This is a genomic window from Pseudomonas sp. JR33AA (genome assembly GCF_021378985.1).
Classification (GTDB): domain Bacteria; phylum Pseudomonadota; class Gammaproteobacteria; order Pseudomonadales; family Pseudomonadaceae; genus Aquipseudomonas; species Aquipseudomonas alloputida.
The window spans coordinates 376,196-390,348 of the sequence record NZ_JAJSAW010000003.1 but is presented as its reverse complement, the minus strand read 5'-3'; the positions used below and the strand labels follow the sequence as shown (position 1 = coordinate 390,348).

Annotated in this window: 11 protein-coding genes and 4 tRNA genes; 14 read left to right on the top strand and 1 reads right to left on the bottom strand. The window is 59.8% G+C overall.

From position 1 onward, the window contains the following. The 3 genes from LVS58_RS08005 to LVS58_RS07995 are packed head-to-tail and all read left to right on the top strand — an operon-like array spanning position 1 to position 2,865. Positions 1–801: a carbohydrate ABC transporter permease gene (locus tag LVS58_RS08005; protein WP_233690590.1), complete on the top strand. Its 801-nt coding sequence runs from the start codon at positions 1–3 to the stop codon at positions 799–801. Between the two features lie 12 nt (positions 802–813). Beyond that, positions 814–1,086, top strand: a complete 273-nt coding sequence (locus LVS58_RS08000; protein WP_233690589.1) for a DUF2160 domain-containing protein — start codon at positions 814–816, stop codon at positions 1,084–1,086. Positions 1,087–1,125: 39 nt separating this feature from the next. Then, complete coding sequence (locus LVS58_RS07995; protein WP_233690588.1) at positions 1,126–2,865, top strand: ABC transporter substrate-binding protein; 1,740 nt, start codon at positions 1,126–1,128, stop codon at positions 2,863–2,865. A 143-nt stretch (positions 2,866–3,008) separates the two neighbouring features. Here LVS58_RS07995 and folD read toward each other — a convergent pair whose 3' ends face one another. Then, positions 3,009–3,863, bottom strand: coding sequence for a bifunctional methylenetetrahydrofolate dehydrogenase/methenyltetrahydrofolate cyclohydrolase FolD (gene folD, locus LVS58_RS07990; protein ID WP_003250234.1), 855 nt, complete (start codon positions 3,861–3,863; stop codon positions 3,009–3,011). A 269-nt stretch (positions 3,864–4,132) separates the two neighbouring features. Here folD and LVS58_RS07985 point away from each other — a divergent pair. The 11 genes from LVS58_RS07985 to LVS58_RS07935 all read left to right on the top strand — a co-directional run bounded on the left by LVS58_RS07985 (position 4,133) and on the right by LVS58_RS07935 (position 14,152). Next, a tRNA-Arg gene (locus LVS58_RS07985) sits at positions 4,133–4,209 on the top strand. Between the two features lie 41 nt (positions 4,210–4,250). Further along, positions 4,251–4,326: transfer RNA gene (locus LVS58_RS07980), tRNA-His, on the top strand. A gap of 52 nt (positions 4,327–4,378) precedes the next feature. Further along, positions 4,379–4,463: transfer RNA gene (locus LVS58_RS07975), tRNA-Leu, on the top strand. Between the two features lie 36 nt (positions 4,464–4,499). Next, positions 4,500–4,575, top strand: a tRNA-His gene (locus LVS58_RS07970). Between the two features lie 550 nt (positions 4,576–5,125). After that, positions 5,126–5,425 (top strand): DUF6388 family protein, encoded by a 300-nt coding sequence (locus tag LVS58_RS07965; protein WP_233690587.1) that lies wholly within the window; start codon positions 5,126–5,128, stop codon positions 5,423–5,425. A 249-nt stretch (positions 5,426–5,674) separates the two neighbouring features. After that, positions 5,675–6,988, top strand: a complete 1,314-nt coding sequence (tig, locus tag LVS58_RS07960) for a trigger factor (protein ID WP_014753846.1) — start codon at positions 5,675–5,677, stop codon at positions 6,986–6,988. 91 nt (positions 6,989–7,079) lie between these two features. Beyond that, positions 7,080–7,721 carry an ATP-dependent Clp endopeptidase proteolytic subunit ClpP gene (gene clpP / locus LVS58_RS07955; protein WP_233690586.1) on the top strand — a complete coding sequence of 214 codons (642 nt, stop codon included), beginning with the start codon at positions 7,080–7,082 and terminating at the stop codon, positions 7,719–7,721. A 108-nt stretch (positions 7,722–7,829) separates the two neighbouring features. Continuing rightward, positions 7,830–9,113 (top strand): ATP-dependent Clp protease ATP-binding subunit ClpX, encoded by a 1,284-nt coding sequence (clpX, locus tag LVS58_RS07950; protein ID WP_003250242.1) that lies wholly within the window; start codon positions 7,830–7,832, stop codon positions 9,111–9,113. Between the two features lie 164 nt (positions 9,114–9,277). Beyond that, positions 9,278–11,674 (top strand): endopeptidase La, encoded by a 2,397-nt coding sequence (gene lon, locus LVS58_RS07945; RefSeq protein WP_233690585.1) that lies wholly within the window; start codon positions 9,278–9,280, stop codon positions 11,672–11,674. 152 nt (positions 11,675–11,826) lie between these two features. After that, the gene (locus tag LVS58_RS07940) at positions 11,827–12,099 is read left to right on the top strand and encodes an HU family DNA-binding protein (protein WP_233690584.1); all 273 of its coding nucleotides are present in this window, start codon (positions 11,827–11,829) and stop codon (positions 12,097–12,099) included. A gap of 181 nt (positions 12,100–12,280) precedes the next feature. Continuing rightward, the gene (locus LVS58_RS07935; protein ID WP_233690583.1) at positions 12,281–14,152 is read left to right on the top strand and encodes a SurA N-terminal domain-containing protein; all 1,872 of its coding nucleotides are present in this window, start codon (positions 12,281–12,283) and stop codon (positions 14,150–14,152) included. Position 14,153 lies beyond the last annotated feature (1 nt).

The following is a 14,153-nucleotide window of genomic DNA, read 5'->3' as shown; positions in this document are numbered from 1 at the left end:
ATGAGCACACGCAAATCAATGGCCCTGCTGCTGTACTTCTTCTTCCTGCTGGTGCCGATCTACTGGTTGCTGAACATGTCGTTCAAGAGCAACGCCGAGATCCTTGGCGGCCTCACCCTGTGGCCGCAGGCATTCACACTCGACAACTACCGAGTGATCTTCACCGACGCCAGCTGGTACAGCGGCTACATCAACTCGCTGTACTACGTATGCCTGAACACACTGATTTCGCTGCTGGTGGCGTTGCCGGCGGCCTATGCTTTCTCGCGCTACCGCTTTCTCGGCGACCGCCACCTGTTCTTCTGGCTGCTGACCAACCGCATGGCGCCACCGGCGGTGTTCCTGCTGCCTTTCTTCCAGTTGTACTCATCGATCGGGCTGTTCGATACCCACATCGCCGTGGCGCTGGCCCATTGCCTGTTCAACGTCCCGCTGGCGGTGTGGATCCTGGAGGGTTTCATGTCGGGCGTGCCAAGGGAAATCGACGAAACTGCCTACATTGACGGCTACAGTTTTCCGCGCTTCTTCGTGAAGATCTTCATGCCGCTGATTGGCTCCGGCATCGGCGTCACGGCGTTTTTCTGTTTCATGTTCTCCTGGGTCGAACTGCTGCTGGCGCGCACCCTGACCTCGGTGAATGCCAAGCCGATTGCCGCGGTGATGACCCGCACGGTGTCGGCCTCGGGTATTGACTGGGGTGTGCTGGCGGCGGCGGGGGTGCTGACCATCTTGCCGGGCATGCTGGTGATCTGGTTCGTGCGCAATCATGTTGCCAAGGGCTTCGCCCTGGGCCGGGTGTGAGGAGGGCAACGCATGGACTGGATGGCCTGGACCCTGCCGACAGCGCTGTTCTTCGCCGCTGTGGGCCTACTGCTGCTGGGTATGACCCTGCTTGAACTGCGTCGCCCCTGCGTAGAGCGACGGGGCTTTTTGCCGCTGGTCACCAGCCGTGGTGACCGTTTGTTCATCGGGCTGCTGGCCGGCGCCTACCTGCACCTGCTGGTGGTCGGTGTCAGCGACTGGCCCTTGTGGGTGGCCTCGCTGCTGTCGCTGGCGTGGCTGGCGGTGGTGTTGCGCTGGGGCTGAGCGAGTAGCCCTGTGGGATAACTGAAACGGGAGATCACAATGTTCGACAACAAACACAACAGGCGACATTTGACCCTGGCCGCGTTGCTGGTACTGGCCAGCGTGCAAGGCTCAGCCTGGGCCGACCAGTACGAAGAGGCGGCAAAGAAATGGATCGGCAGTGAGTTCAAGCCTTCGACCCTTACCCCCGAACAGCAGTTGGCCGAATTGCAGTGGTTCATCAAGGCAGCCGAGCCGTTTCGCGGGATGAAGATCAACGTTGTGTCGGAAACCATCACCACCCATGAATACGAATCCAAGGTGCTGGCCAAGGCTTTCAGTGAGATCACCGGCATCCAGTTGACCCACGACCTGCTGCAGGAAGGCGACGTGGTGGAAAAACTGCAGACGCAGATGCAGTCGGACAAGAACATCTATGACGGCTGGGTCAACGACTCCGACCTGATCGGTACGCACTTTCGCTACGGCAAAGTGGAATCGATCACTGACCTGATGGCCAACGAGGGCAAAGCCTACACCTCGCCGACCCTCGACCTTAAGGACTTCATCGGTATTTCCTTTACCACTGCGCCTGATGGCAAGGTCTACCAACTGCCCGACCAGCAGTTCGCCAACCTGTACTGGTTCCGCGCCGACTGGTTCGAAAGGCCTGAGTTGAAGGCCAGGTTCAAAGAGAAGTACGGCTATGAACTGGGGGTGCCCGTAAACTGGTCGGCGTACGAGGACATCGCCAAGTTCTTCACCGAAGACGTCAAGGAGATCGACGGCAAGCGCGTCTACGGGCACATGGACTACGGCAAGAAAGACCCGTCACTGGGCTGGCGCTTCACCGATGCCTGGTTCTCGATGGCCGGCGGCGGCGACAAGGGCCTGCCCAATGGTTTGCCGGTCGATGAATGGGGCATTCGCGTGGAGGACTGCCATCCGGTGGGTTCCAGCGTGACCCGCGGCGGCGACACCAATGGGCCGGCCGCCGTCTATGCCACGCAGAAGTACGTGGACTGGATGCGTGCTTACGCGCCCAAGGAAGCGCAGGGCATGACTTTCTCTGAAGCCGGCCCGGTGCCGGCGCAAGGCAACATTGCCCAGCAGATATTCTGGTACACCGCGTTCACCGCCGACATGACGAAGCCCGGCTTGCCGGTGGTGAATGCCGACGGCACGCCGAAGTGGCGCATGGCGCCTTCACCGAAGGGGCCCTACTGGGAAGAGGGGATGAAGCTCGGCTACCAGGACACCGGCTCGTGGACCTTCTTCAAGTCCACCCCCGAGAAGCAACGCTTGGCGGCGTGGCTGTACGCCCAGTTCGTCACCTCAAAGACCGTATCGCTGAAAAAGACAATCGTCGGCCTGACGCCGATTCGTGAGTCGGACATCAACTCCCAGGCCATGACCGAGTTGGCACCCAAGCTCGGTGGGCTGGTGGAGTTCTATCGCAGCCCTGCGCGGGTGCAGTGGACGCCGACCGGCACCAACGTGCCGGACTACCCGCGGTTGGCGCAGTTGTGGTGGAGCCATATCGCCGAAGTAGCCAGTGGCGAAAAGACCCCGCAGCAGGCCCTGGATGGGCTGGCCCGCGACCAGGACCGCATGATGGAGCGCCTGCAACGCTCCAATGCCCAGGCGACGTGTGCACCCAAGCTGAACCCGGAGAAGGACGCCCAGTACTGGTTCGACCAGCCGGGTGCGCCGAAAGCCAAGCTGGCCAACGAAAAGCCCAAGGGTGAGACAGTCAGCTACACCGAACTGCTGAAATCCTGGGAGGCGGCCAGGAAGTGATCGGCTGAACACCGTGGTGGCTTCCATCCCTCCTGGGGGACGGACAATCGAATTGCAAGAGCAGGTTCGTTCGCGCAGCGGTCATCCGTCACGGGCAAAAAAAACGGCACCTGCAAAAGGTGCCGTTTTCGCATCACGCGGTATTACTTGTGCAGCTCTTCTGCCGCATACAGCGTGTTCTCCAGCAGACACGCCCGGGTCATCGGGCCAACGCCGCCCGGCACCGGTGTGATCCAGCCGGCGCGTGGCAGGGCAGTCTCGTACACCACGTCGCCGACCAGCTTGCCGTCTTCCTGGCGGTTGATGCCCACGTCGATGACGATGGCGCCTTCCTTGACCCACTCACCCTTGACCAGGCCCGGCTTGCCGGCAGCCACGACCACCAGGTCGGCTCGCCCGACATGGCCGGCCAGGTCCTTGGTGAAGCGGTGGCAGACGGTCACGGTGCAGCCGGCCAGCAGCAGTTCCATGGCCATCGGGCGGCCTACGATGTTGGACGCGCCGACGATCACCGCGTTCATGCCGTACAGGTCCTGGCCGGTGCTTTCCAGCAGGGTCATGATGCCTTTCGGTGTGCACGGGCGCAGCAGTGGAATACGCTGGGCCAGGCGGCCGATGTTGTACGGATGGAAGCCGTCCACATCCTTGTCCGGGCGAATGCGCTCGAGCAGCAAGGAGGCGTCCAGGTGTGCCGGCAGCGGCAATTGCAGCAGGATGCCGTCGACGGCCGGGTCGTCATTGAGACGGTCGATCAGCTCGGTCAGGGCTTGCTGCGTGGTCTCGCTGGGCAGGTCGAAAGCCTGCGAAATGAAGCCGACCTCTTCGCAGTCCTTGCGCTTGTGCGAGACATAGACTTGGGAGGCGGGGTCGGTGCCGACCAGGATCACTGCCAGGCCCGGCGTACGCAGGCCTTGCTGGCGACGCTCCACGACACGTTGAGCGATCTGCTGGCGCAGGCTGGCGGCGATAGCCTTGCCATCGATTAGGTGTGCAGTCATAGACGCGTGATTAACCATCGAGAAGGAACAATAAAGAACGGGCATTCTCGCACGACATGGGCCAAGGGCAAAGGCGGGTGGTCGGGCAAATCCCCTAACCCCTTAAATAATTTAAATTTTTTCGAAAAAGGTGTTGACGACTTTCGGGGTCGACTATAAGATTCGCCGCACTTGTCGGGCACAGCCTAGCACTGGTTGGCTAAGTCGGGCAGAATGAGTGGTTTAACAGTTCCTTGTTAGCGTCTCGTTCGGTTAGGCTTCAAGCTTAAGCGCCCGTAGCTCAGCTGGATAGAGCATCCGCCTTCTAAGCGGATGGTCGCAGGTTCGAGTCCTGCCGGGTGCGCCATTAGGCAGCTTTGGCAAGCAAGTAGGCTGTAATGCAATATGGTGGGCGTAGCTCAGTTGGTAGAGCGCTGGATTGTGATTCCAGTTGTCGTGGGTTCGATTCCCATCGTCCACCCCATATTTTTCAAGGGCGCCTCGATAGCATCTGGCGCCTTTGTTTTAAGCGTTACGCGGACGTGGTGAAATTGGTAGACACACTGGATTTAGGTTCCAGCGGCGCAAGCTGTAAGAGTTCGAGTCTCTTCGTCCGCACCATGCTTCTGTAAGGTTGTACCGCAGGACCGCAATATGGTGGGCGTAGCTCAGTTGGTAGAGCGCTGGATTGTGATTCCAGTTGTCGTGGGTTCGATTCCCATCGTCCACCCCATATTCCTGAAAGGCGCCTAGATCGTGAGATCGGGCGCCTTTTTGTTTTGGGGCTGTGGGGTGCATGCCTTCGGTGTTTTGGTGTCTTTGTTTGAGGTTGAGCGTCGCGCGCGTGGCTCCTGATGTTTCTCCTCGATATCGTGTCGGGTAAACAAGGTGCCTGCCTTGGTTTTTGTGGTGATGCGTAGATCGAGCGCCGCCCGCGCGGCGCATCGCGAGCAAGCTCGCTCCTACATTTGTTTCGGGCCGGTTTCGCCTGTGCCTGCGCGCGCGACCGCCCTGTTTGCCCCCCAAGATATCGAGGTGAGCGCCAAGGGGGCATGCGCGTCTGCCCCAGGAATAATTGGCCCGAAACAAATGTGGAGCGAGCTTGCTCGCGATGCGCCGCGCGGGCGGCGCTCGATCTCGCAGGCGCTGAAAATGTCGTGGTCAGCCACCGCTCGGCCAAATCACCTCCCGCCCCTTGTAATCCACTGGTGGCGCCCCAATAAAAGCTGTTAGATTTCAGCCGGTTGAAACACCGGCTCGTTTGGCTGGCAAAGGACACCACGATGATTGCAAAAGAAGCCCGTCAGGCCCTGGCGCTGCAGCGCTTTGCCGAAGCCAATCCGCAGTTGCTCGAGGAGATCCGCGAGCTGGATGCGGGCGAGCAGGCCCAGCAGATTGAGTGGGCATTCGAGGATGCCGCCGAGGAGCAGGGTATTGAGCCCTGGGAGTTGGCGCTGCAATTGATTGCTGAATCCCCGGAGCAGCTGCAGGCCATGCGCCTGGAAACGCACCGTGAAGTGGCCGAGGCGCTGGGGCTGGAATGGGAGGAATACTGCCAGTTCAACGACATTGATCCTGAATAAAGGAAGCGAAGGCGTTGCTGGTAGTTGTTTGACAAAGTATTTCGGCTGCAGGCCGCCCTCCGGCGCCGTGCAGCCCCTGTTGAAAGCAGGCCTGGCGCTGTGCCGTACGGGCCTTGAAAGTTAATCGACCGGCGTTGTTTTCAGTCGTCCCGTGTGGGGTGACTTCTGCTGCGTGACTCACTAGAATGTTTGCCCTTGATTCTGGAGTCGGGCTAACGCCGGCTAACGTCTGTGCAACGAGGAATATCCATGCAAGTTTCTGTTGAAAACACTTCCGCTCTCGAGCGCCGCATGACCATCGCCGTTCCGGCCGAGCGCGTCGAGAACGAAGTCAACAAGCGTCTGCAGCAGACTGCCAAGCGCGCCAAGATTGCGGGCTTCCGTCCTGGTAAAGTACCGATGACCGTGATCCGTCAGCGTTTCGAGGCGGACGCCCGTCAAGAAGCGTTCGGTGACCTGGTCCAGGCCTCCTTCTACGAAGCCATCGTCGAGCAGAAGCTGAACCCGGCTGGCGCCCCGGCTGTAGAGCCCAAGTCCTTCGAAAAGGGCAAGGATCTGGAGTTCGTCGCCATCTTCGAAGTGTTCCCTGAGTTCACTGTCGCGGGCCTGGAGTCGATCAAGGTCGAGCGCCTGAGCGCCGAAGTGGCTGACAGCGACCTGGACAACATGCTGGAAGTGCTGCGCAAGCAGAACACCCGCTTCGAGGCCGTCGAGCGCGCTGCGCAGAATGACGACCAGGTCAACATCGACTTCGTCGGCAAGGTCGACGGTGAAGCGTTTGCCGGTGGTTCGGCCAAGGGCACCCTGCTGGTGCTGGGCTCCGGCCGCATGATCCCAGGCTTCGAAGAGGGGCTGGTAGGCGCCAAGGCTGGTGAAGAGCGCGTTGTCAACGTGACCTTCCCAGAGGACTATCAGAACCTGGACCTGGCTGGCAAAGCCGCTGAGTTCACCATCACCGTCAACAGCGTTTCGGCACCTGTACTGCCAGAACTGAACGAAGAGTTCTTCGCCCAGTTCGGCATCAAGGAATCGACGCTGGAAGGCTTCCGCGCCGAAGTTCGCAAGAACATGGAGCGTGAGCTGCGTCAGGCGATCAAGACCAAGGTCAAGAACCAGGTCATGGATGGTCTGCTGGCCGCCAACCCGATCGAAGTGCCAAAGGCCCTGCTGGAAAACGAAGTCAACCGTCTGCGCGTGCAGGCTGTTCAGCAGTTTGGTGGCAACATCAAGCCTGAGCAGCTGCCAGTCGAGCTGTTCGAAGAGCAAGCCAAGCGCCGCGTCGTGCTGGGCCTGATCGTGGCCGAAGTGGTCAAGCAGTTCGAGCTGAAGCCGGACGATGCCAAGGTTCGCGAGATGATCGAAGAAATGGCTTCGGCTTACCAGGAGCCTGAGCAGGTCATCGCCTGGTACTACAAGAACGACCAGCAACTGAACGAAGTGCGTTCGGTTGTGCTGGAAGAACAAGTTGTAGATACTGTTCTGCAGAAAGCGACTGTGACCGACAAGTCGGTCTCGTACGAAGAAGCCGTTAAACCAGCCGAGGCTCCTGCCGCTGCTGAGTAACGGTCTTCTCTCGTAGGAAACCTCCACAAGCCAGCCTTCGAGCTGGCTTGTGCGTATTCAAGCCATGACTATTTGGGAGTGAGCGCAGGACATGTCCCGCAATTCTTATATTCAGCAGAGCCCTGACATCCAGGCCGCAGGTGGTCTGGTCCCGATGGTTATCGAGCAGTCCGCCCGTGGCGAACGTGCTTACGACATCTACTCGCGCCTGTTGAAGGAGCGTGTGATCTTCCTGGTTGGCCCGGTAGAGGACTACATGGCCAACCTCGTCGTTGCGCAACTGCTGTTCCTTGAGGCGGAAAACCCGGACAAGGATATCCATCTGTACATCAACTCGCCGGGCGGTTCCGTCACCGCCGGCATGTCGATCTACGACACCATGCAGTTCATCAAGCCGGACGTTTCGACCATCTGCATCGGCCAGGCCTGCAGCATGGGCGCCTTCCTGCTGGCAGCAGGTGCCAAGGGCAAGCGTCATTGCCTGCCTAACTCGCGCGTGATGATCCACCAGCCGCTGGGCGGCTTCCAGGGTCAGGCCACCGATATCGAGATCCACGCCCAGGAAATCCTCAATATCAAGGCCCGTCTGAACGAGCTGCTGGCCTATCACACCGGCCAGGATCTCGAGACCATCAAGCGTGACACCGAGCGTGACAACTTCATGAGCGCCTCGCGCGCAGCCGAGTACGGTCTGATCGACTCGGTCTATGACAAGCGGCAACTGGCCTCCTGAACCGGGGTGTCAGAGCAGGTGGGCGTCGAAAGCGCCTACCTGCGGACTTGAAAAAGCCCGCAATTGCCTTCATCTTGTGTTGCAAGCCTACCGGATTGGATCGATCGAATGACTGACACCCGTAACGGCGAGGACAGCGGCAAATTGCTTTATTGCTCCTTCTGCGGCAAAAGCCAGCACGAAGTGCGCAAACTGATTGCCGGGCCCTCGGTATTTATCTGCGACGAGTGCGTCGACCTGTGCAACGACATCATCCGTGAGGAGGTGCAGGAAGCCCAGGCCGAGAGCAGCGCGCACAAATTGCCTTCGCCGAAAGAAATCAGCGGCATCCTTGACCAGTACGTCATTGGTCAGGAGCGCGCAAAGAAGGTGCTGGCCGTAGCGGTGTACAACCACTACAAGCGCCTGAACCAGCGTGACAAGAAGGGTGACGAAGTCGAACTGGGCAAGAGCAACATCCTGCTCATCGGGCCGACTGGCTCGGGCAAGACCCTGCTCGCCGAAACCCTGGCACGCCTGTTGAACGTACCGTTCACCATTGCTGACGCCACCACCCTGACCGAGGCCGGTTATGTGGGTGAGGACGTCGAGAACATCATCCAGAAGTTGTTGCAGAAGTGCGACTACGACGTTGAAAAGGCCCAGATGGGCATTGTCTACATCGACGAAATCGACAAGATCTCGCGCAAGTCGGACAACCCGTCGATTACCCGTGATGTGTCCGGTGAGGGCGTGCAGCAGGCGCTGCTGAAACTGATCGAGGGCACTGTGGCCTCGGTTCCGCCTCAGGGTGGCCGCAAGCACCCGCAACAGGAATTCCTGCAGGTTGATACCCGCAACATCCTGTTCATCTGCGGTGGTGCATTCTCGGGCCTGGAAAAGGTCATCCAGAACCGTTCCACCAAGGGTGGTATCGGTTTTGGCGCCGAAGTGCGCAGCAAGGAGGAGGGCAAGAAGGTTGGCGAGTCCCTGCGTGAGGTCGAGCCGGACGATCTGGTCAAGTTTGGCCTGATTCCGGAATTCGTCGGCCGGCTGCCGGTACTGGCTACCCTTGACGAGCTGGATGAGGCTGCGTTGATGCAGATCCTCACCGAGCCGAAGAATGCCCTGACCAAGCAGTATGCCAAGCTGTTCGAGATGGAAAGTGTCGACCTCGAGTTCCGCAGCGATGCGCTCAAGGCCGTTGCACGCAAGGCCCTGGAGCGCAAGACTGGCGCTCGTGGCCTGCGCTCGATCCTCGAAGGCGTGCTGCTCGATACCATGTATGAGATTCCTTCGAAAAAGGATGTCAGCAAGGTGGTGATCGACGAGAGCGTCATTGAGGGTACGTCGCAGCCGCTGATGATTTACGAAAACAGCGAGCCGCAAGCCAAAGCCGCGCCAGACGCCTGACTCAGGCAATGGCCGGTTCTCGGTTGCAAGCAAGAAGGGGGCCTACGGGCCCCTTTCTGCTTTTCCTGTGCAAGCGCTTGTAATTTCCCAAGCGTACCCCCACATTAGGTCCAAGCATCATTTCCACCGGTTTCCGGCCATAAGGCCGCTGTAGAGGCGAAATCATGAAGACCACCCTCGACTTGCCTCTTTTGCCATTGCGCGATGTCGTTGTTTACCCGCACATGGTTATCCCGCTGTTCGTGGGGCGCGAAAAGTCCATCGAAGCCCTCGAGGCGGCGATGACGGGCGAAAAGCAGATCCTTCTGCTGGCCCAGAAGAATCCAGCCGACGACGATCCGGGCGAGGACGCCCTGTACCGCGTCGGTACCGTTGCCACCGTGCTGCAACTGCTGAAGCTGCCTGATGGCACCGTCAAGGTGCTGGTCGAAGGCGAACAGCGTGGTACGGTCGAGCGCTTCTCCGAAGTTGAAGGGCACATCCGTGCCGAAGTCTCCCTGATCGACGAAACCGACACTGCCGAGCGCGAGTCGGAAGTGTTCGTGCGCACGCTGCTGTCGCAGTTCGAACAGTACGTTCAGCTGGGCAAGAAGGTGCCTGCCGAAGTGCTGTCTTCGCTGAACAGCATCGACGAGCCAGGGCGCCTGGTCGACACCATGGCCGCGCACATGGCCCTGAAGATCGAGCAGAAGCAGGAAATTCTTGAAATCGTCGACTTGACTACCCGTGTCGAGCACGTGCTGGCACTGCTGGATGCCGAAATCGACCTGCTGCAGGTCGAAAAGCGCATTCGCGGCCGGGTCAAGAAGCAGATGGAGCGCAGCCAGCGCGAGTACTACCTGAATGAGCAGATGAAGGCCATTCAGAAAGAACTTGGCGATGGTGACGAAGGCCACAATGAAGTCGAAGAGCTGAAAAAGCGCATCGAAGCCGCAGGCCTCCCTAAAGATGCCCTGGCCAAGGCTCAGGCAGAGCTGAACAAGCTCAAGCAAATGTCTCCGATGTCGGCTGAAGCGACCGTGGTGCGCTCGTACCTCGATTGGTTGGTGCAGGTGCCGTGGAAGGCTCAGAGCAAGGTGCGTCTGGACCTGACCAAGGCCGAGGAAATCCTCGATGCCGACCACTATGGCCTGGAAGAGGTCAAGGAACGCATCCTCGAGTACCTTGCCGTGCAGAAGCGCGTCAAGAAGATCCGCGGGCCGGTGCTGTGCCTGGTTGGCCCACCCGGCGTCGGCAAGACCTCGCTGGCCGAGTCGATCGCTGCCGCCACCAACCGCAAGTTCGTGCGCATGGCGCTGGGTGGCGTGCGTGACGAGGCCGAGATCCGTGGCCACCGCCGTACCTACATTGGCTCCATGCCGGGTCGCCTGATCCAGAAGATGACCAAGGTGGGCGTGCGCAACCCGTTGTTCCTGCTCGACGAGATCGACAAGATGGGCAGCGACATGCGCGGTGACCCCGCCTCGGCGCTGCTGGAAGTGCTCGACCCTGAACAGAACCACAACTTCAACGACCACTACCTGGAGGTCGACTACGACCTCTCGGACGTGATGTTCCTGTGCACCTCGAACTCGATGAACATCCCGCCGGCGCTGCTGGACCGGATGGAAGTCATCCGTCTGCCTGGCTACACCGAGGACGAGAAGATCAACATCGCGGTCAAGTACCTGGTGCCCAAGCAGGTCAAGGCCAACGGCTTGAAGAAGGAAGAGCTGGAAGTCGACGTCTCGGCGATTCGCGACATCATCCGCTACTACACCCGTGAAGCCGGTGTACGGGGCCTGGAGCGGCAAATTGCCAAGGTCTGCCGCAAGGTGGTCAAGGAACATACCGGGCAGAAGCAGGTCAAGGTCAAGGTGGCCAGCGAGCAGCTGGAGCACCTGCTGGGCGTGCGCAAGTTCCGCTACGGCCTGGCCGAGCAGCAGGATCAGATCGGCCAGGTAACCGGCCTCGCCTGGACCCAGGTGGGCGGCGAGTTGCTGACCATCGAGGCCGTGGTCATCCCCGGCAAGGGCCAGCTGATCAAGACCGGCTCGCTGGGCGATGTCATGGTCGAGTCGATTACCGCCGCGCAGACCGTGGTGCGCAGCCGCGCCCGCAGCCTGGGGATTGCCGCCGACTTCCACGAGAAGCATGACGTGCACATTCACATGCCTGAGGGCGCCACGCCGAAGGACGGCCCAAGTGCCGGTATCGGAATGTGCACCGCACTGGTGTCGGCGCTGACGCAGATTCCGGTACGTGCCGATGTGGCCATGACCGGCGAAATCACCTTGCGTGGCCAGGTATTGGCCATTGGCGGGCTGAAGGAAAAACTGCTGGCGGCACACCGTGGCGGGATCAAGACGGTGATCATTCCCGAGGAGAATGTTCGCGATCTCAAGGAGATTCCTGAAAATATCAAACAGGATCTTCAGATCAAACCGGTCAAATGGATTGACGAAGTCCTGCAAATTGCGCTGCAATACGCCCCGGAGCCCTTGCCAGATGTGGCTCCGGAGATTGTCGCGAAAGATGAGAAGCGCGACGGCGATGCCAAGGAAAGAATTAGCACGCATTAGTAGTTTTCGGCTGGGGGGCTTTCCTTGACAGTTTTTTCGAGGCCTTGCTATAAAGCGGCACGCTATTGTCGTCAGGCCGCCCAGCATTCGTTTCATAAGCTTTTCATTACATACTTAGAAACAAACTCAATAGAGAAATAAGGGGACTTAGAGTGAACAAGTCGGAACTGATTGACGCTATCGCCACATCTGCTGACATCCCGAAAGCTGTAGCCGGCCGTGCGCTGGACGCAGTCATCGAATCCGTCACCGACGCCCTGAAGAAAGGTGACGATGTAGTACTGGTTGGCTTTGGTACCTTCTCGGTCAAGGATCGCGCCGAGCGTACCGGCCGTAACCCGCAAACCGGCAAGGCCATCAAGATCGAAGCCGCCAAGGTTCCAGGTTTCAAGGCAGGCAAAGGCCTGAAAGACGCCGTCAACTAAGTCGTCTTTCAGCCGGACCGGGCCTGGCCTGGTCCGAGCACGCTGATGGCGGGGCGCAAACGTTCCCGCCTGACACGTTTGCTAAGAAAAGGCGCATCCTCGGATGCGCCTTTCTTTTATCAGGATTCTACCCACGCTCCGCGGTTGTCGACGCAGTGGTACAGCCGTTTCTGGGGGACGCATGCTGCAAAATATCAGGGACAATTCACAAGGTTGGATTGCCAAGACCATCATCGGACTTATCGTCGTGTTGATGGCATTGACCGGTTTCGAAGCCATTTTCCAGGCCGCCACTCATAGCCAGGACGCCGCCAAGGTGAACGGCCAGACCATCAGCCAGAACGAACTGAGCCAGGCGGCCGACATGCAGCGCCGTCAACTGATGCAACAGTTGGGCAAGGATTTCGACCCGGCGCTGCTGGATGACAAGTTGCTGCGAGAGGAGGCACTCAAGGGCCTGATCAGCCGCAAGCTGCTGCTGCAAGGTGCTGAGGATGCCAAGTTCGCATTCTCCGAGGCCGCGCTGGATCAGGTGATCTTGCAGACGCCTGAGTTCCAGGTGGACGGCAAGTTCAGCGCTGACCGTTTCGACCAGGTGATCCGCCAGATGGGCTACGGTCGCATGCAGTTCCGCGAGATGCTCGGCGAGGAAATGCTGATAGGCCAACTGCGCACCGGCCTGGCCGGCAGCAGCTTCGTCACCGATCAACAGGTCGATGCCTTTGCTCGCCTGGAGAAGCAGACCCGCGACTTCGCCTCCCTGACGTTCAAGGCCGACCCGGCCGCAGTCAAGGTCAGCGACGAAGAGGTCAAGGCGCACTACGACCAGCACGCCAAGGAGTTCATGTCGCCTGACCAGGTAGTGATCGACTACATTGAGCTGAAGAAGTCGGCTTTCTTCGATCAGGTCAAAGTGACCGACGAAGAGCTCAAGGCCCAGTACGAGAAGGAAATCGCCAACCTGGCCGAGCAGCGCCATGCCGCGCACATCCTCATCGAGGTCAACGACAAGGTCACCGACGCCCAGGCCAAGGCCCGCGCCGAAGAGGTCGAGCAGCGTCTGGCCAAGGGTGAGGACTTTGCCGCTCTGGCCAAGGAGTTCTCTCAGGACCCAGGCTCCGCCAGCAGCGGTGGTGACCTCGGCTTCGCCGGCCCGGGCGTATACGACCCGGCCTTCGAAGAGGCGCTGTACCAGCTGCACAATGGCCAGGTATCTGCTCCGGTGCGCACCGAGTTTGGCTACCATCTGATCAAGCTGCTGGGCGTCCAGGCGCCAGAAGTACCGAGCTTCGCCAGCCTGAAGGACAAGTTGACCCGCGATCTGAAGATGCCACTGGTCGAGCAGCGTTATGTCGACGCCAGCAAGCAACTGCAGGATGCTGCCTACGAGGCTTCCGACCTGGCCCAGCCGGCCCAGGACCTGAACCTCAAGGTACACACCTCCGCCGCCTTCGGCCGCGAGGGGGGTGAAGGCATTACCGCCAACCGTGCGGTGGTGCAGGCTGCGTTCTCTGAAGAAGTGCTGGATGAGGGTGCCAATAGCACCGCCATCGAGCTCGACCCTGAGACCACCGTGGTGCTGCGCGTCAAGGAACACCGCAAGCCAGAGCAACTGCCGCTGGAAGCTGTGGCCAAGAACATCAGGGAGCACCTGGCCAAAGAGAAGGCGACTGCCGAACTCAAGGCCAAGGCAGACAAGCTGATTGGCGGCCTGCGTGACGGTTCCATCGCCGCCGGTAGCGTGCACGAAGGCCAAGGCTGGAAAGCCTATGAAGCAGTCACCCGTGGTGAGGACGGTATTGATCCGGCCGAACTGCAGGCACTGTTCCGTCTGGTCAAGCCGCAAGCCAAGGACAAGCCTGTGTACGGCAGTGTTGTGCTGCGTGACGGTAGCCTGGTGGTGTTGCAGCTCAAGGGCGTAAACGAAGGCGCTACCGCCACCGACGAAGAGAAGCAGCAGATTCGCCGCTACCTCGCGTCACGTGCTGGCCAGCAGGACTTTGCGGCTTACCGCAAGCAGTTGGAAGCCAATGCAGACATCACCCGTTACTAAG